Below are 18,697 nucleotides of genomic sequence, written 5' to 3'. Positions count from 1 at the left end.
GGTATAAAAAATGGCAGCGATAGATCTATTAAATGACCAACAGCAAAAACACCTTCAGGAAGAGGAGTCGCTTGACCTCTTCAAATCTACACAGGTTGTCATCAAGGAGGCTCTTAGTAACTTAGGTTATCCAGGAGAAACCTTTGAGCTATTGAAAGAGCCGATGAGAATGTTGACCGTACGCATCCCTGTTCGAATGGACGATGGAAAAATAAAAATTTTCACAGGCTATCGTTCCCAACATAACGATGCCGTCGGTCCCACAAAGGGAGGTGTACGTTTTCATCCAGAGGTCAATGAGAAAGAGGTAAAGGCCCTATCCATGTGGATGAGCTTAAAATGCGGAATCGCTGACTTACCTTATGGCGGTGGAAAAGGCGGGATTATCTGTGACCCGAGAGAGATGTCTTTTCGGGAGCTTGAAGGTGTTAGCCGTGGATATGTCCGTGCGATTAGCCAGGTGGTCGGCCCGACCAAAGATATTCCGGCTCCCGATGTGTTTACCAATTCGCAAATCATGGCTTGGATGATGGACGAATACAGCCGAATCCGTGAATTTGATTCTCCGGGATTTATTACAGGGAAACCAGTAGTCCTTGGCGGTTCCCATGGCCGGGAGACCGCCACGGCAAGCGGGGTAACCATTTGTGTAGAAGAAGCCGCAAAGAAAAAGGGAATTCAGTTAGAAGGAGCCCATGTCGTCATCCAAGGATTTGGAAACGCCGGAAGCTTTTTAGCTAAATTTATGCATGATGCTGGTGCAAAGGTTGTTGGCATTTCTGATGCTCATGGTGCCATTTATAACTCAAACGGTCTCGACATTGACTATTTGCTCGACCGTCGAGATAGTTTCGGCACGGTGACCAACCTGTTTGAACGTACGATTACAAATAAAGAACTTCTCGAAAAGGATTGCGATATTCTTGTGCCTGCAGCGGTTTCCAATCAAATCACTCTGGAAAATGCCAAAAATATAAAGGCATCCATCGTTGTAGAAGCTGCGAATGGACCGACAACCCTTGAGGCAACTAAAATATTAAGTAAACGCGGAATCCTGCTCGTTCCAGACGTCCTGGCAAGTTCTGGGGGTGTGACCGTCTCTTATTTCGAATGGGTGCAGAATAATCAAGGATACTACTGGACTGAAGAAGAAGTTTCGACAAAACTGCGCCAAGTTATCGTGGATTCGTTCGAGAAGGTATATTCGGCAGCTGACAAACACCAAGTCGACATGCGCCTAGCTGCCTATATCATCGGTGTCCGAAAGATGGCGGAAGCTTCTCGTTTTCGTGGATGGGTATAAGACTGTGAACGGAAAAAATTAGATTGTGTTCGAAATCATCTTACAAAGGGGTGGAGACCATGAAGGAAGTGCTTCAAAATGTTTATAGTCCTTGTGATGGAACCATTAAAGAAGTTTTTGTGAACCGTTCATCTTATGTATATGAATGGGAACCATTGTTTTCAATTGAAACAAAGGAACAAAAAGAAGTAGAAGTATCTATAGGGATTAGTGGTAATATTACATCTTTGGAAATTTCCCAGGGTCAGAGCGTTACACCAAATACGGTTTTAACCATACTGAGAGATGATCTAGAAATCACCGGAAGCGATTAAAGTATCGATCATTATGGGGGAATTATACTAAACTCCCCCTTCACATTTTTCAAAAGTTATTGTAAGTTAGAATGTGGCTTAATCAACACAGAAATGAATGCGCTTTCAACAGAAAGGGAGTTATATATGAGCGATTCTGCCCAAAGTAATGAACAAAATCATTCACAAAGTCATGATACCGAATCAGTAGGCAGTAAAAACAGCATGGATGTTTTAAAGTTTATAATTCCTTCAATAGTTGGAATCCTCTTATTCATGGTACCTTTAAGTATCCAAGGGGAAATTACAATTCCAGTCGCTTTACTTGCGAGCTGGGTTCAAAGTACATTTGCCGAAGTGTTACCAGAATTTATTACGGTCATCATTATGTTAACGGCTGTAATAACGGTGGTTACAAAGGCGTTTGAACCGGCGTGGATTCTTGAGAGACCTTTTTTAAAAGAACTTTTTGGTGTATCGACGGTCTGGTTTTGGGCAAGAATAGCAGCCGCCGTTTTTGTCGTAATGACCTTTTTTGGAATCGGTCCCGAATTTATCTGGTCAGATGCAACGGGCGGCCTACTTTTTAACGATCTTATCCCAGCTTTATTTGCCGTGTTCCTATTTGCCGGTTTGCTCTTGCCGCTGTTGTTGGATTTTGGTCTGCTCGAATTGTGTGGAGCTTTATTGACAAAAATCATGAAACCAATTTTCACGTTACCAGGTCGGTCTTCTATCGATTGTCTGGCTTCTTGGTTAGGAGACGGTACGATCGGTATACTTCTAACCAACAAGCAGTACGAGGGTGGTTTTTATACAAAAAGGGAAGCGGCAGTTATCGGGACAACCTTTTCCGTTGTCTCTATCACATTCACAATTGTTGTGTTAACGTTAGTGGATCTACAACATATGTTTTTCCAATACTATCTAACCATTATCATAGCAGGACTTGCCGCCGCCTTGATTTGTCCGCGCATTCCACCATTATCAAGAAAGACCAATCAATACTATGAACATGCTGACAATCAATATAATGAGAAAATTCCGGGGGATATCTCTTCATTCAAGTGGGGAATCAGCCAGGCAGTGGGAAAGGCAAAGAATACAAGTTGGAGTAATGTTATAAAAGGTGGGGGGCAAAACGTTCTCGATATGTGGATGGGAGTTATTCCAATTGTTATGGCGATTGGAACGATAGCGTTAATTGTCGCCGAATATACACCAGTATTTGAGTTTATAGGCGCGCCGTTTATCCCTCTCCTTCAATTGATGCAGGTTCCTGAGGCTGCCGCTGCGGCTCCAACGATGGTCGTTGGATTCGCGGATATGTTTTTGCCAGCAGTGTTAGGGAGTGGCATTGAGAGTCCATTAACAAGGTTTGTCATCGCCTGCGTATCGGTTACTCAATTGATCTATATGTCTGAGGTAGGAGGACTTTTACTTGGTTCGAAGCTCCCCGTTAAGTTTATGGATCTAGTCATCATCTTCCTTGAGCGCACACTGATTACACTGCCAATTGTTGTTCTTATGGCACATTTATTCTTTTAACTTGAAAACTGGATAAGCTTTGAAGAGGGCGCTTTAAAGTGCCCTCTTTGACTTTTACTGAAATATTACCCCGCTAGATCATAAAACAGTGTCATTTTACAATGCAGTTAGTATAGCAGAGACGTTTGTTTGTTCCTTTTAGCTAAATGACAACCAAGTATGAGATAATCATAACTTAAGAAGTGATAATGAGGTGAACACATGGAAAAGGTTTTTTATGGTAAAAATGAAAATCATTTCGGCGAGCTGCGTCTTCCTGAAGGTAAGGGGCCTCATCCAGTTGCTATTGTTATTCACGGAGGTTTTTGGAGAGAATCGTTCGGACTTGATCTTATGACAAATGTCGCTGAAGATTTGACGTCAAATGGGTTTGCCACCTGGAACATTGAGTATCGTCGGGTTGGACAAGAGGGCGGTGCGTGGCCCGTAACGCTGACAGATGTTGCTCAAGCCTGTGATCACCTGTTATCTCTGGCTGATACATACCCCTTAGATTTAAAACGAGTAATTACCATCGGCCACTCTGCTGGAGGTCACTTGGCACTATGGCTAGCAGCTCGTCACCGCATGCCTAAGGATAGTGAACTGCATCTAATCGACCACCCTTTTTCTATTTCAGGTGCGGTTAGTTTAGCAGGCGTTAATGATTTAGAGATGATGTATGGCGTCCATCATTTCAGAGACCAAACCTTATCAACAGAGCCCAATAATCCAACGGCAGACTTGCTCCAAAGTACTCCTGAAGAGCATCCAGAACGTTATCAAGAGGCATCCCCTATAGAACTGCTTCCTTTAGGTGTACCGCAAGTGTTGGTTCATGGGGCACTCGATGTAAATGTTCCTATTGGTATTAGTGATCACTATCATCGGAAAGCACAAGAAGCTGGCGATTTTGTAAAACTAGTAGAATTACCGGAAGCCGAGCATTTTATGTTAACAGATACCTCTACACAGGCATGGGCGGAGATTCGTGAAGAAGTCAAAACACTTCTACTAAATCTATAGGAAGGTGATCGAAATGAGGAAATGTAATATCGATCATTCACAAGAAGATGTGGTGAACAAGCTTGAAAGTCAGAAAGAATTTTTACCGAATCATTTAGCTGACGGGACACGTGATTTTTTACAAAAGGAACATTCCCAAGAAACACTAAATGACTTATTCCATCTTTTAAAAAAGTATGACCTTTCGTCTGAAAGTGAACAAAAGGAAAGAAATGAAGCGATCGAGAAAATGATAGCTAGTTAACTAGGGTGAGGGGCCTTCTACCTCTGCTGTACGCAAAGGGAGAGCCCCCTCTTTTTACTGCGGCCTCCACATAAGCACCCGTCCCAAATAGTTCTCTTCCATTGAACCAATCGCGGACGTCAAAACCTCCCTCTATAAATCAGTAATTACACATAATCTTGGATAATTGCACGTAATCTCGATTAATTGCACGAAATAGCCTTTTATTGCACATTTGGCCATTTGAACCTCAATCTTACGTTATTATGACGGAGGCTTAGATACCAGACTCCTGATCATAAATGATTTGGTAACATTTGTTTATTCCTTCTCCATACTCATCATTCAAATGCTTTTCACAGAACCCACTGATAACCTCGGTAATTTCATTATATTTACTCTGCATTTTCTTTGGGACTGATAATGATTTACTTGCCAAATATAATCTCCTCTTCCTATAAATTGTGCAGGTTTCATATATTCTCAATAAACAGCCGAATAACGTCTGCTCCACCAATCACTGTACCTAATGTACTTCCTAGGTTTGCTAAAACAACCACTAGCAGAATCCGAGTTACTTTATTACTCCAAAACCCTTTAACACTATAAACATCTTCCGTGATTTTTTCAAAATCCTCTACTTTTGGTCGTACAAGATAGGCCTGGACAAAACCTGCAAACCAACCCGCAGCAGTGATCGGATCTAGGGATGTTAACGGCGCCGCTACAAAGGCCGTAAGAATCGTAAGCGGATGCCCGAGGGCGATAGCCGTGCCAATAGCTGATAGGGTCCCATTCCATAAAACCCAACTGATGGTTTGTTGAAACCCAGCAGACGGGTCTGCATTAAAGGTGTAAGCAATAATCGCTATTAACAGGATCGGTATCGTCCAAGCGATTATTTTAGGTGCCCTGGACTTAGGCGGAAGCTTAGTCAACTGCACTAAATCATGGTCTTTTTTTATTTCCTCCTTAATACCTGGAACGTGTGCAGCCCCAGCACAGCCACAACCTTTTTTCCAGGCGCCTGTTTGATTTTTTGAGCTAAATATTGATCACGCTCATCAATAAGAGGTCTCTTAAGTTTAGGAAACGACTCCGTGAATTCATTCAAAACTGAATTGATCGTATCCTGCTTCTTCATTTTTTCTAGTTCCTCTTCGGAAATACTCTCTTTGCTGAAGATGCTAGCGATCACCTGTGTTAGAAGCACGGCCTTGCCCTTTAACCCAAGCCCGCGCCAAATACGAGAAAAAGTGATTTGAATATTCCGATCAGCTAAAACAAGTTCAGCTTCCGTTTCCTTAGCCGATTCAATCCCCTGAATCATTTCTTGGCCTGGTTTAATACCAAACTGCTTGGCCATCCGATTTTGAAAGGAGGAAATGGCAAGGTTCATTAACAGTAAGGTCGATTTCTTTTCTTTAATCACCTTAAATATGTCCATATCTCTCCAGCTATTTCCATCCACGATCGATTGATATCGCTGTTCGTCGAGCTCTACGCAAACAGAATCTGGCTGTTCTGCCTCGATGACTTCCTTCACCTGCTCCGCACTGTGTTTCGAGACGTGGGCAGTACCGATAAGAATCAGTTCTTTATCATCTAGCTGTATTCTCGTAATATTACCTTCTGACATGAAATAATCTTCCTTTATAATTCTGTCGTTTATGTAAAACATATTTACGATAATCTCTACTATTATACAATATCAAATACGTATTATAAAATATGGGTGAGTTGACAACTTATATTATGGTGAGACAGTTAACCTCCCTTTTTCCGATTTTTCGTTTTGACGAACTTGTTTGTCACTAGTAAATGTGATTAATCTAATCCATCTGATTATGTATGCAACCAATTGATGATTGCTAAGCAGAAAGAACACCTTATCATATTTACCCTGGCAATTTTTCAATTAAAAAAATAAGGTCAGTCTGCCTATTTGGACGACTGACTAGAATCAAGATTTTTATTTTTGGCAGAATCCTCGAGACAATATACGACCCTAACTTGATTGTAGACCTAGGGATAATTTAACTCAATGAAAATAAGAAAGTGCCTGCACCGTGAATGAATGAAAAAACGATGCGGACATCATAGCCTAACCACAAAAACCTGGTGGAGAAGATTCTAGTGATGTTCCCCTCTAACATTAATTGGCAACTCCAACTTTTGTATTAGGACGTTATCTTACTCAGATAGGGTGCTATCGCTACCAGTTAAGGTGTTATATCTATATCTCTTCCCGTTAGGGCACTATTCCACCGAGCTAGGGCGTTATCTCTCTGTGTTAAATCGTTATCCCAGTTCTCACACGTCACTGCTTCAACATTCAATGTCTGTGGAAACAAATAGCCCGCACGAACTTCTTTCCCCTGCCTGTTACTCTAGCACATCATCAGACCCCACCTATGCTAAAGCATGAATCAAGTGTCATCCTGTACTCAACCGTAAAAGCTCTTTAAGCTTATTACGAAGAATAGTTTCTTCTTCACTTTCTGTTGTTTTCATACGTACAATCGGAATGCTGTACTTCTTTAGAATAGTATCCTTCATTTCATCTCTTCTTAACTGAGTCGGATTGTTTTCATGATAGGCATGTCCGTCCACCTCAACGACTAACACCGGCATTTTATCCATTTTATTAAAAATAACAAAATCCGCATGTGTCAATATATTCATGGCATAAGTCCGTTCGTTTTCATTGAGCTTGCCGGGATCCTTGATCAACATTCTTAATGGCTGATGGAGGACATGGTCAAGCCCAATGAACTCATTTTCACCCAAGACATCTTCAATCACTGCGTTCATCAAATTCTCGGATTGATATTTGGATACCTTCTTAATGTTGGCCATGACCTTCAGTAACTTATCTGAATAACTGCTATAGAGAAGGTCGAATACAGAACGAATTTCACTTTGTATGATTTCAAAATTATTGTATTTGATATACTTGACCAAATCACCGATGTTCGTACCATGCCAGGATTCACTTCCATCAGCCACAACGACGACTAATTTTTCTTTGGCACGCGATACAGCTACATTAATAAGATCTGGCTTATCTACGAAATCATTAACTTTCACTTTATTTGAGACAGTCGACAAGATCATCATGTCCTTTTCTCTTCCCTGATATTTATGAACGGTATCTGCCTGGATCTCAGGCATTACATTATGTTCTTGAAGTTTATTCGCTTGTGGGCGATAAGGGGTGGTGATACCGACCGACTGCTCCGCATTGTTTTGTTGTGGAAGCACCTCATTGAAGACTACATCGACCTGCCGTTGATTGACTCTCTCCCTCGCGTGATCTCCCTTCACTGTTTGGTACAACTTAATCGGACTTTCCGTTTTTTCATCTTCAGTTAGTACAATCAATTCATTGTTGTAAAATTTTTGATTACAAAAACCGATAATCTTCGGATGACAGCGATAATGCTCTTTTAATAAAGTTCGTGGAATATCAGCATATAAGTTAATCATCGAAGACAATAAGCTTTGTTCTGCAAAATGGTAGGAAGATGATAGGCGATAGGAAGCAAAGACCCTGTCCGTTACGTTTCTCACTTCGTCTGTCACTACATTGGGAAGTTGCTTCAGATCTCCAACAATGACGGCATTTTTCGCGGAAGATAAAGCCAAAGTACCTGTAACGATATCCACCTGCGACGCCTCATCCACAAGAACATAGTCGAACAAATAGTTCTTTGGTGCGCAGTTCCGTAAAGAATGAGTTGTACTTAAAATGAGGGGATAATCTTTGATAAATCGTTCAAAGTCATTACAAAGGGCCTTTTTTCCAAATTGAGTCCTCTCCCTCTTTGAGCCATACCTCTTAGCTAAAGAAGCTTTAAACAGTTTCATCGACGCTTCCCTATACTCTTCCATCGCACTGTCAAAATGATAACTCTCGAGTTCCTGCGCTATCTTATCCATTTCAGTCGTTAACTCTTGCATTTTCAACTCATAATACTTCATTTGCAAAAAGGTAACGACTTCCTCTGCCGGATAGGAGTAGATCTTGAAACTATAGATACCATGAACGATAAACTGCCAAATTTTACTGCTGCCTTTTATCTTTTCTTTCTCAGCCATCTTTTTATAGCTAACCAGGATACTCAATACTTTATCAGCACTCAAACGAAAAAGAGTCTTCAATTTTAATCCTTCTACATCTGTAGTTGATAAATAGTCCAAAAAATATTGATGCTCTAGTTTCAAGTTTGATAACTCCTGTTTCAATGAAGCAAGCCTATTCTTTCTTTCAAGCATATGCGTCAAACGTTGCTGTTCACCCCTCAACTTTGCGTCAATCGATTGATACTCCTCTTCATCCAGCTTCCAATCATTTATAGCTGGATAGGTATCATCCTGCTCATTAAAAAAATTATCCCTATTCTTTTTATTACCAAGCGATGCAGCTATAAACTCTAATCCATGTTTCTGCAATTTTTCGAACACATTAGCAGTAGCATCGTTGTTATTAGAAACTACAGCAACCGTCTTATCATTCATGATTGCATTAGCAATGATATTTAAAATCGTCTGAGTCTTCCCTGTTCCCGGAGGTCCCTCAATGATACTCACCTGATCCTTCATCGCTTTTTCAGCCGCTGACTTCTGACTGCTGTTAAACCCAAAAGGAAATAAGATCGTCGGAGGTTTTTCCTCTTTTTTCAGAGGCTTCATTTCCAAATAAGAAGAAAGAACACTACGAGGACTTACTAAAGAAAGACCTTGGAAGTGACCGGCTAATAAAGTCTGCCCGTCCTCCTTTTTTAAACCCACATGGTTAGCAAGTGCTTTCAAATAATTAAACACCTTTCTTGACTTACTGTTAGCCAAGGAAGACTGTTCGAACGTAATGGTAGAACTATCGTACTTTTCCTTTTTTCCATTCTTGAAAATGATCTTAATATAGGGACCGAAATCTAGGATGTTATGTATATCAGAAATTGGCTGGTCATTTTCGTACACGATTTTATTGCCTGGGTCCACCTTTTTTAGACAATTATATACCTCGACATTCTGATCGTTATAGGGATATAATTAATTGTTATGATTGAACTTGACTAGACACTTATCTCGTTGATATTCCCAATTATCGATCTGTTCGGTTTTATCTTTTCCTTTTAAAAGAATGAGATAGTTTTCTATATTCATGGGTTTAATCTTCCCTCTTTTCTTCCGTTGCAATAAGCACGTTAGTCACTCGCTTAAGAACTTCCTTTGCGACATATTCTACCATATTTAACCTGACTGTTGTTTCTTTATGTGAACCATTCATCTTAAACTATTCCACCAATCTCAGGTCGCGGGGGATTGTGATTCTCCTCCATCTATCAAATCACTCAATCCAAGAGACCATATACGTATATCCCCTTAACATGAACGGCTCCCGTAATGATGTGAAGCATATGTTAAAATAAAAGAATGATAGAATGAAGGGGTTATACCCAACCAGCTTAGGAGTGAACGATCGATGGACAAAAAAGACATAGCCGGCATCCGCAAACAACTAAAAGTGGACAACGACTTATTAAAGATCTCTGACATTTTTAACGTATATATCATGAAAGAAACGACGGACATTTACCATCACCAGAGCCAGCCATTCGAAATGCTTGATCGAGATCAGCAGGAGCTTTTTATGAATCATTTTAAAAAAGTACTGACGGGGCAGCTGGATGAAAAATTATTTGAGTTAAAATTTAAGCGCGACGCTGAAAATCACAGTCAGCTCATTTTACATAAAGGCTTGCTAAATAGCGAAGTCGAGGACTGGAAGGAACAAATGCTGCAGATGACAGAAAAAATGATCCAGGACCATCCGTATGAAAAGGATGTCGTCATCACCTTCATTCGCGCCGAATATATGAAACCCATGAAACGCCGTAATGAAGAAACTGAGGAAAGTGAACGGGACGCCGTTTATTCGAATCCCTTTATTCTTTGCAGCATCAACCAGACACAAGAGCCTAAAAAAGAAATAATGTTCGACTATGTTGAGAAAGAGTTCAAGTACAAGATCGAAGTCGACCCAGTCATTGATCTCAAGAACCCGATGACAGGATTTCTATTTCCCTGCATCACCGATGGTGCCTCGGATGTGAACCACATTCTCTACGCTGCCGGCAAAGCTAATGAGCCTGACTATCGCTTTATTGAAGACGTATTAAACGGAGAAGAGTTTATGACTGCGAAGGAAGACAAAGCCGTGTTTGAAGAAGTAATCAAGGATGTCGTAGGAGATCAGCTCAATCCCTCCACCCTCGCGACTGTCTATGGAGAAATCAACCGTACCATCGAAGAAAACGAAGAAGATACAGCACCAAAGCTCGACTATAAGGACGTGGAGCGTGTGTTAAATCAGAGCGGTGAACAAGTCGATAGCGAAAAAGTAAAAACGGCTTTCCAGAGAGTCGCCGACGACGAATCATACGAGCTGAAAGCCAGCAGTATCGTCCCCAAATACAAATCAAAATCGATCAAAATCAACACGAAAATAGCCAACATCGCAATCAGCCCCCAGGACCTGCAATACGTGAGACAGGTCAACTATAAGGGCAAACGCTGTATTATGATTGAAGTGGAAGAGGATGCGGAGATTGATGGGTTTAAGATGCTTCCGGAGGCTTTTGGCGAGTGAAAAAATGATTTCTAAGGGGCTAATTCGCGTTAGCCCCTCCATACAAAAAAGTGTCCACTTTTTCGTGGTTACCATAAGAGTCGGAAATTCGATATGCTTGCAAATGGGTTCTACAAAACGCTTGATCAGTTCCGTCCCCAGGCCCTATCTAATTGAGATAGGACGCTATCATGAGGAGCTAGTAATTCCTATTATTGAAAGAGCAGGAGCCCTTTTTCGAACTCCTGCTTTGTTTCATTCTTCCGCTTCCACAACTCTCGCTACTTCATTTCCACAGTTTTTGCATTTTCCTTTCAAAAGAACACCTGACGGATGGTCGACGATAATAAAGTCCGTAATGGTGACAGCATCCAAACAATTTGAACAAAAAACGTTACCAATGAGTTGGCTTCTAATATCTTTAGGCAAAGAAAGCCATTTTTTATTTGCTTCCATTTTTCATTCTCCTCCCAACTACCATTTTTCTTTTTCTCTAACCAAGTGACTAATTTAATAATTTATGACACCTGATTATCTTCCACTTTAATATAGTAGGGAGATTTTTAGCAACTGGCGCAAAAAAGCGTTAGGATTTAAGACATGATAATAACGTTTTGTGACCATTTATGGGGAAACTTACATCATGCCGACCCTTCTTTAGATGGATTTCCTGAGCTTTTTCCAAGCTTTATTTCAACTTGAAACGGAATAGTTATTTTTCTTTTTCTGTATTTCCTCACCGCCGTTAGCCACGACCAATCGTATCGTTCAACTTCGTGCGATACTTGTCATTCCAAGTGTTCGCGTCCTTCACTAGTTCGTCACAGAAAGCGGCCACGTCCTCACCCGTGAGATCAGTGACTTTCTTGCCTTCCGCTGCACCTTCCTCGAAGAGGTCGAGAATGCCGCCAAAGATACGGCTGATTTCCTTCCAGTCGGAGGGACCACCAGCGGTCCACATATATTTTTTGATAGCGTTGTAAGCGTTGCGATACTCACTTGGAAGTGCCTTCGCACGCGCCTCCATCGCCTTCCATTCCCGCTTGTCATCCAGGCTTCCAATAATTTTTTCAAAAATTCTCATATTACTTCTCCTTTTGATTTTATTTTAGTTTTGAGTTCGTTAATTTTGCTTGAGACGAATTCCCATTTTTCCCAAAAAATTTCAAGATGCTCTTGACCTGCTGCGGTGAGTGTGTAAGATTTTCTCGGCGGTCCCTTAGTGGATGGCTTTTTCTTGATGTCCACCAGATTTTTTTTCTCAAGCCGCATAGTAATCGTATAAACTGTGCCTTCAACCACATCAGTGAAGCCAAGTTCTCGCAGCTGTTGCGTGATTTCATAGCCGTAAGTTTCACCACGGCTGATGATCTCAAGCACACAACCCTCAAGCACCCCTTTCAGCATTTCCGTGGTACCTTCCAAATTTATCCCCCCCATTTTGTATTTCACTATTTTTTCAGTACTCTGTATCACAGGTATTTTATGACACATATATTTAGTATTACTGATTACCGGTATATAGTAACGCAGAATAGCATCACTTGTCAATAAAAAATATCTCCTCCAGAAAGCCCGTTATCACGGTCCCCATAGTTTTTTTATCAAATTTGGTGGCGCATAATTTAGTCTGTTTTTACAAAAAACGGTGGCTTATTTGGATAGCAAATAGGAATGGTCAAAAACACCCTTAATCCCTTCCAAATTAATTTTTTACAGCTTTTCTATTCCACAATACGACCTGGTCCTTTCATGCAAAAAAGACGCAAATCCTTTATTCCGGAAATGCGCCCTTACCATGAAGGCTCGGTTTCAAGATAATCTTTCTCAAAGCAATTACCAAACTTCTATTAGCTGGTATTATTGAAGATGAATTTTTTACTACATAGTATCCTTGTACTGTCAACAATCACTTTTTTCTTTATTGTTTCATAATAACTCATCAAAAGGTAATAATAAGAACTACTAAATTTGTTTTCCATTGATTACAACTATGGTAGCCAATTTACTAAGATTAAAAGGAGGTACATAATTTGAAGAAAAAATTATTAACATTTACTCTAACTCTGGCATTATGGTTTGTTTTTGCTGGCCGCGTTAATATCCAGATATTTTTGTTGGGTACTATTATTTGTTCGATTATATCGCTTATGTTGGCAGATAGTCTGTTTAGATTCGTACATGTGAAATTTGGAACGAAAGATTTTTTTTTTTAAAATATATTACCTATTTTTGGTCATCCTTACTTTTATATATGATGTCTTTCTATCTGCAGTCAGAGTATCCAGACAAGCATTTGAGGTGAAACCGTCATTTTCTCCCCGAATAGTTAGAATGAAAACCTCTCTTGAAAATTCAAACAGTAGTGCTATTTTAGCCAATTTTATTACGTTAACTCAGGGTACCTTGGCGATGGATTTCGATATTTCAAACAAAAATTATCTTATTCACTGGATAAATGTTCAAAGTGACGATGAAGCAGAAGGAAAGAAAGCACTAATAAGTAAACATGAGAATTTGATAGCGAAAATATTTGATTAATTCAGTTTAAACACCTGATTATTTTATGTTTTTTAGTGGAGTGTGATAGTAGTGCTCTATGTAATACTGGCAATTGTCTTATCTGCTATTTTAACTTTTTACAGGATAGTTAAAGGCCCTTGTTTACCTGATCGAATAGTTGCCATGAATTCTATAGGTGTAATGTTTTTATTAGTCTTAGTTTTATTGAGTTATTATTTTGAAAGAAAAATTTTTATTGATGTGGCTTTAGTTTATGGAGTTTTATTATTTATAAATGTTTTAGTTATGGCTAAATATTTAAGTAGAGCGTAAAAAGGAGGAGCTGGTGATTGATTTAATTCATACTTTAAGACAAATAGTTGCTTATGTATTTTTCATAACAGGTATTTATTTTTTGTTAAGTACAGCAGTGGGAATGATTCGTTTTCCTGATTTGTATACCCGGTTACATGCTGGCTCTAAATGTCTAATGGCCGGAGGTATCTCAGTTTTAATGGGATGTATAGTTCTGGAAGGAAGTGGGTTTGTTTCTTTAAAACTTATTGTCATTTTAATTTTTTTATTAATCACTAATCCAATAGCCATTCACGTCATAGCCAGTCTTTCTTATCAGTTTAATTTAATACCCAAAACAAATGCAAAAAAGAATATTGATGAGTAATTGGAGGTCAAGACGTGATAGATATAATCTTTAATCTGTTAATGATCTTTTTAATAATTACCGCATTTTTTATAGTATTTAGTAAAAATATATCTCACTCAGTCATTACTCTTCCCATATTCGGTGCCATTCTAGTAGTTATTTTTGTCATACTCCAGGCTCCGGGTGTCGCTCTGGCTGAAGCGGTAATGACTGCTGGCTTAACGACTGTGTTTTTTGTCATTACGATAAATAAAACGAAGGATTGACGAAATGAATAGAACAAATGAAATATTAAAAAATCTCTATAAAATAGGACTTGTTGTAATGTTGGCTATTTTCTTATTATCCATATTTTATGAAATGCATAATCTTGATAGCGATCGTAAAAGATATTTATCTGAACACTATATTTCTGAAGGGGTACAGGAAACGGGGGCTATAAATTTAGTTGCTTCAGTCCTATATGATTACCGAGGTTTTGATACTTTGGGTGAAGTAACTGTGATTTTAACTGCTGCTGCTATTTTATCTTTTCTGGTTCCCATAAGAAAAGCAGCCATACTCAGTAATACATTTACAATTATTGTTGATCAAACGATTAAATGGATGATCCCATTTTTAGCCGTTTTAGGAGGGTATTTAATATTATTTGGTCATTTAAGTCCTGGCGGAAGTTTTGTTGGAGGAGTGGTTCTGGCTATCATTCCCATTCTGCTGACCATAGCCTATGGAGTTGAAATCTCTGAATATAAATTCAAACCTTCCAAAAAAAAGTTAATAGAAGATATAGGAGCTGTAGGTTTTATTTTATTGGGATTCCTAGGAGTTTTGACTGGAAGCAATTTTCTCGCTAGTGGGCAAGCCAATTTTGGAATAGGAAATGCGGGAGAATTAATTAGTGCCAGGTTAATACCTTACTTAAATGTCATGATCGGGATAAAAGTAGGAGCTGGTCTGGCCATCATATTCAATAGTTTGATTAAGGAGAAATAATAGTGGAAATACCATTTGTTGTAGTCATCATTTTGTTCTGTCTAGGAATGTATACGATCATTACTAAAAAAAATTTAATGAAAATTGTTATTGGATTTACAATTGTAGAATCTTCTTTGATTTTATTATTAATACTCGTGAGTTATAAACCGGGTGGAACTGCTCCTATTTTAGACAAGGGATATGAAATAGTAGTTGATCCTATCCCTCACGCACTGGCCTTAACAACAATTGTCATTGGGGGAAGTGTTACAGCTGTAATGCTAGCGTTGGTGATGAAGATATATAAAAGATATGGAACTTTAAACATAGATGAGGTTCGAAAATTGAGAGGATAATTTTATTTTCGGGAGGTTAATAATGGAAGAGGCTGTCTGGGTTATCATTTTACCTTTATTAACCGCATTTTTTCTTGGAATTTCTAAGTTATATTTTAAGAAGACTCTTTTTCCTCTAGTAACCGGTAGTGCGATCATTTATCTTTATATATTAATTTTAGTGATTAATAATAGTTCCCCCCCAAGGTTTATAGTGTTGGTGGTTGGGGACTCTTTGGAATAAATTTAGTGGTGGATCCTTTTTCCGCGATGTTTTTGTTAATCATCGCTATATTATTCTTACCTGTTATTATTTTTTCCCTGAAATATATCAAAATTCATAAACATAAATATTTTATTCTTACCTATTTAATGACAGCCGGTATTGGAGGAATGATTCTTACTGCTGATTTATTCAATCTTTATGTATTTTTGGAAGTCAGTTCTCTGAGTTCTATCGCTTTGACGGCGCTGAAAAATACGGATAAAGGAATAGAAGGTACTTTTAAGTATTTGATCATGTCTACATTAGGGAGCTTTTTTATTTTGCTCGCTACAATCTTAACTTATTATTTAACTGGGACTCTAAATATGGCAGAAATTTCGCTAGAATTAAATGACATACCTTTTAAAATCAAAAGTACACTTATGGCCTTCTTTGTTTTTGGCTATGTAATTAAGATCGGGTTAATTCCTTTCCATGCCTGGATACCAGATGCTTATGAAGATTCCCCTATCCCTTATAATGTCTTATCTTCGGGATTGGTAATGAAATCTGCTGTATATGCATTAATCAAAGTACTATATATTATGTTTGGAATTGATTTTCTGGATGAAAGTGGAATGTTACATATCGGTGTCCTCTGGGGAGTCATGACTTTTATTATGGCTCATTTTTTAGCCTATCAGCAATCAAATTTAATCCGGCTTCTTGCGTATTCCAGTATTGCCCAGATAGCGTATATCACGATCGGATTATTTGTGGGCAGTGAAGGCGGATTAATCGGTGGGAATTTCCACATTCTAAATCATGCCATAATGAAAGGGACTTTATTTTTAGTTGTAGCCATTTTTAATTCTAGTTTAAGCGCTGTTGATATAGAAGATATTAAAGGGCTGGGTTATAAATTCCCCCTACTTTCATTTATTTTTGTGGTTGCTTCCCTTGCAATAGTGGGCCTTCCTCCCTTCAATGGATTTGTAAGTAAATGGATTATTGTTGAAGCAGCTCTAGAATCTGGTTTTGTTTATGCTGCCTTTTTTATTCTGGTGGGAACGTTTTTATCTTTAACGTATTATTTAAAAGTAATCGTTAGCTTATATACAAAAAACGAAGAAGAACAATTAATAGAAGAACCGGGTTTATCTTTACGATTACCGCCTATATTTCTGGGCATTTTATGTATTGTATTTGGTATAGTACCTTCCTTACCTTTAAGTCTCATTAATAAAATCCCAAAATTTTTGCTGGATAATGGGGAATACATAAGAATATTACTAGGAGGTTGAAGATGATTACTCCAGGTTTCTTATATATCACAGGTGCTTTACTATTATTTTTGCCCTTTAATGATAAAATCAGATACTTAATATCTTTCCTAATTACTGCAGGAGCCCTTATCGTTACTTTTTATTTAATACCTGGTGATCGTTTACAACTGGACTTTCTCGATTATACTTTAATTCTTTTTAGAGTAGATCCTATCAGTAAATTAACAGGATTAATTTTTGCTGTCGGTGGCTTTGCTGCTGTAACTTATTCAATTCATATATGTTCCTTAAGTAGTTTAAGGTTAATATTTATGTTTATTGGTAGTGCGTTGACCGTGGTTTTTTCCGGCGATCTGTTTACTCTATATGTTTTCTGGGAGTTAATGACCATCAGTTCATCTTTTCTTATTATCATGGCAAGTGATGTAACTAAAAAAACGGGGTATTATTATTTTCTCATGCACGTGGCAGGAAGTTTATGTTTATTATGGGGGATATTTTTACAGTATTCGGCTACAGGTAGTTTATCTTTGAATGCGATAGAGGCTGGAATCCCTTTTTTTATCATTGCAATAGCCGTTAAGCTGGCGTTTGTCGGTTTCCATACTTGGATGCCATTGGTTTACAGCAAAGCTCCTTTTTATGTGGCAGTCGTTTTGTCCATCTATACCACAAAAGTGGGAGTATATGTAATGAGCGTCCTGCTGTCTGGGATCAATATTTTGGCATATGCTGGTCTTATTTCGGCTTTGTTTGGAATGGTAATGGCCTTAGGGCAAAACCAGGTTCGTAAATTATTAAGCTATTCCATCATCATCCAGGTTGGTTATATGATTATGGGTATTAGTATTGGTACTGCAGAGGGAATAACAGGGGGTATTTTTCACCTTGTTAATCACATTTTATATAAAACTGTATTATTTATGGCAGTGGGAGTGGTTATTTATACAACAGGGAAGGATCATCTTGAAAATTTAGGAGTCATGGGCAGAAAACTTCCAGTCACTTCAATCGCAACATGGGTAGCTTTTATGGGGATAGCTGGAGTTCCTTTTTTTAATGGATATATGAGTAAAACCATTATTAAAGAGGCAATACATGAACCATTATTAACCTGGGGTTTGAACGTGATGAGTTTTGGGACTTCCCTGATATTTTTAAAATTTATCTATTATGGATTTTTCAAAAATAGCAACGTTCACTTAGATAAAAAACCAACCGTCAGCATGCAGGTAGGTTTGGGATTTTTAACGGTTATGATGATAGTGATTGGTATTCATCCCTTTATGTTAGAAAACGTAACGAATATTGATTTAGATATTCATTATTTCGATACAAAACATATGGTAAGTGGCGTTCAACCCTTTCTTTGGTCCATTCCTATCTTTATTTTATTTAAGAAATATTTAGTGAAGGACTTTGAGAGGTACCTATATTTTGATATTTATCGCAAAATGGCTAACCTATTTGTATATTCAGGCTATAAGTTAAGTAACTATCATGACGGAAAATTAAATAAATATTTGTTATGGGCAACTACCACTTTAATCATTCTGTTGTTATTGTTAATGTTTTAATATCCTGTCTTTTTTAACTACTCTTGGTCGGTTAGTTTACGTATTATTTTTCACAGAGCCCTCTAAAAAAGAAGAACTTTGCTGCGCAGTGAGAGTCTACTACGAAATATAAGAGTACTCCACAATATGGCCCAATTCAAAAGGACG

At 38.5% G+C, this 18,697-nt stretch carries 20 protein-coding genes and 1 pseudogene; 15 read left to right on the top strand and 6 right to left on the bottom strand.

All coding sequences use genetic code 11. The features are described from left to right. Positions 1–10 precede the first annotated feature (10 nt). The 5 genes from MUO14_RS16320 (at position 11) to MUO14_RS16300 (ending at position 4,393) form a co-directional block, all read left to right on the top strand. Positions 11–1,303 (top strand): Glu/Leu/Phe/Val family dehydrogenase, encoded by a 1,293-nt coding sequence (locus tag MUO14_RS16320; protein ID WP_244751663.1) that lies wholly within the window; start codon positions 11–13, stop codon positions 1,301–1,303. Between the two features lie 59 nt (positions 1,304–1,362). Next, complete coding sequence (locus MUO14_RS16315) at positions 1,363–1,617, top strand: biotin/lipoyl attachment domain-containing protein (RefSeq protein ID WP_244751662.1); 255 nt, start codon at positions 1,363–1,365, stop codon at positions 1,615–1,617. Positions 1,618–1,743: 126 nt separating this feature from the next. After that, positions 1,744–3,144: a YjiH family protein gene (locus tag MUO14_RS16310; protein WP_396265669.1), complete on the top strand. Its 1,401-nt coding sequence runs from the start codon at positions 1,744–1,746 to the stop codon at positions 3,142–3,144. Positions 3,145–3,345: 201 nt separating this feature from the next. After that, entirely contained in the window at positions 3,346–4,149 is an 804-nt protein-coding gene (locus MUO14_RS16305; protein ID WP_244751661.1) for an alpha/beta hydrolase family protein, read from the top strand. 13 nt (positions 4,150–4,162) lie between these two features. Beyond that, positions 4,163–4,393, top strand: coding sequence for a group-specific protein (locus MUO14_RS16300; RefSeq protein ID WP_244751660.1), 231 nt, complete (start codon positions 4,163–4,165; stop codon positions 4,391–4,393). A 256-nt stretch (positions 4,394–4,649) separates the two neighbouring features. On the opposite strand, the gene MUO14_RS16295 is transcribed toward MUO14_RS16300, so the two are convergent. From MUO14_RS16295 to MUO14_RS16285, 3 genes and pseudogenes are all read right to left on the bottom strand, one after another. After that, positions 4,650–4,811 (bottom strand): hypothetical protein, encoded by a 162-nt coding sequence (locus MUO14_RS16295; RefSeq protein WP_244751659.1) that lies wholly within the window; start codon positions 4,809–4,811, stop codon positions 4,650–4,652. 34 nt (positions 4,812–4,845) lie between these two features. Beyond that, a pseudogene (locus MUO14_RS16290) lies at positions 4,846–6,011 on the bottom strand (TraB/GumN family protein). Between the two features lie 797 nt (positions 6,012–6,808). Continuing rightward, a complete protein-coding gene (locus MUO14_RS16285; RefSeq protein WP_244751658.1) occupies positions 6,809–9,187 on the bottom strand; it encodes an AAA domain-containing protein in 2,379 nt (792 codons plus the stop codon). Positions 9,188–9,860: 673 nt separating this feature from the next. On the opposite strand from MUO14_RS16285, the gene MUO14_RS16280 reads away from it, so the two are divergent. Continuing rightward, positions 9,861–11,027: a DUF4317 domain-containing protein gene (locus MUO14_RS16280; RefSeq protein WP_244751657.1), complete on the top strand. Its 1,167-nt coding sequence runs from the start codon at positions 9,861–9,863 to the stop codon at positions 11,025–11,027. A 234-nt stretch (positions 11,028–11,261) separates the two neighbouring features. Here MUO14_RS16280 and MUO14_RS16275 read toward each other — a convergent pair whose 3' ends face one another. From MUO14_RS16275 to MUO14_RS16265, 3 genes are all read right to left on the bottom strand, one after another. Continuing rightward, positions 11,262–11,462 (bottom strand): hypothetical protein, encoded by a 201-nt coding sequence (locus MUO14_RS16275; RefSeq protein WP_244751656.1) that lies wholly within the window; start codon positions 11,460–11,462, stop codon positions 11,262–11,264. Positions 11,463–11,751: 289 nt separating this feature from the next. Continuing rightward, complete coding sequence (locus tag MUO14_RS16270; protein WP_244751655.1) at positions 11,752–12,090, bottom strand: DUF1048 domain-containing protein; 339 nt, start codon at positions 12,088–12,090, stop codon at positions 11,752–11,754. Then, positions 12,087–12,431: a PadR family transcriptional regulator gene (locus MUO14_RS16265; RefSeq protein ID WP_244755623.1), complete on the bottom strand. Its 345-nt coding sequence runs from the start codon at positions 12,429–12,431 to the stop codon at positions 12,087–12,089. Before MUO14_RS16265 ends, MUO14_RS16270 begins: the two co-directional genes overlap by 4 nt. 765 nt (positions 12,432–13,196) lie before the next feature. On the opposite strand from MUO14_RS16265, the gene MUO14_RS24810 reads away from it, so the two are divergent. The 9 genes from MUO14_RS24810 to MUO14_RS16225 are packed head-to-tail and all read left to right on the top strand — an operon-like array spanning position 13,197 to position 18,550. Next, a complete protein-coding gene (locus MUO14_RS24810; RefSeq protein WP_396265666.1) occupies positions 13,197–13,547 on the top strand; it encodes a Na+/H+ antiporter subunit E in 351 nt (116 codons plus the stop codon). Positions 13,548–13,598: 51 nt separating this feature from the next. Continuing rightward, the gene (locus MUO14_RS16260) at positions 13,599–13,841 is read left to right on the top strand and encodes a monovalent cation/H+ antiporter complex subunit F (protein ID WP_244751654.1); all 243 of its coding nucleotides are present in this window, start codon (positions 13,599–13,601) and stop codon (positions 13,839–13,841) included. A gap of 13 nt (positions 13,842–13,854) precedes the next feature. After that, entirely contained in the window at positions 13,855–14,190 is a 336-nt protein-coding gene (mnhG, locus tag MUO14_RS16255) for a monovalent cation/H(+) antiporter subunit G (protein WP_244751653.1), read from the top strand. A gap of 14 nt (positions 14,191–14,204) precedes the next feature. Continuing rightward, a complete protein-coding gene (locus tag MUO14_RS16250; RefSeq protein ID WP_244751652.1) occupies positions 14,205–14,438 on the top strand; it encodes a Na(+)/H(+) antiporter subunit B in 234 nt (77 codons plus the stop codon). A gap of 4 nt (positions 14,439–14,442) precedes the next feature. Next, positions 14,443–15,165 carry a hydrogen gas-evolving membrane-bound hydrogenase subunit E gene (mbhE, locus tag MUO14_RS16245; RefSeq protein WP_244751651.1) on the top strand — a complete coding sequence of 241 codons (723 nt, stop codon included), beginning with the start codon at positions 14,443–14,445 and terminating at the stop codon, positions 15,163–15,165. Positions 15,166–15,167: 2 nt separating this feature from the next. Continuing rightward, the gene (locus MUO14_RS16240; protein ID WP_244751650.1) at positions 15,168–15,503 is read left to right on the top strand and encodes a sodium:proton antiporter; all 336 of its coding nucleotides are present in this window, start codon (positions 15,168–15,170) and stop codon (positions 15,501–15,503) included. A gap of 22 nt (positions 15,504–15,525) precedes the next feature. Further along, positions 15,526–15,726: a hypothetical protein gene (locus MUO14_RS16235; RefSeq protein WP_244751649.1), complete on the top strand. Its 201-nt coding sequence runs from the start codon at positions 15,526–15,528 to the stop codon at positions 15,724–15,726. A 26-nt stretch (positions 15,727–15,752) separates the two neighbouring features. After that, positions 15,753–16,991 carry a complex I subunit 5 family protein gene (locus tag MUO14_RS16230; RefSeq protein WP_244751648.1) on the top strand — a complete coding sequence of 413 codons (1,239 nt, stop codon included), beginning with the start codon at positions 15,753–15,755 and terminating at the stop codon, positions 16,989–16,991. 2 nt (positions 16,992–16,993) lie between these two features. Then, positions 16,994–18,550, top strand: coding sequence for a proton-conducting transporter transmembrane domain-containing protein (locus MUO14_RS16225; protein WP_244751647.1), 1,557 nt, complete (start codon positions 16,994–16,996; stop codon positions 18,548–18,550). Positions 18,551–18,697: the final 147 nt, after the last annotated feature.

This window comes from Halobacillus shinanisalinarum (assembly GCF_022919835.1).
GTDB lineage: Bacteria > Bacillota > Bacilli > Bacillales > Halobacillaceae > Halobacillus_A > Halobacillus_A shinanisalinarum.
Note: the sequence above shows the minus strand (reverse complement) of the source record. Positions and strands in the feature narration are given on the sequence as shown.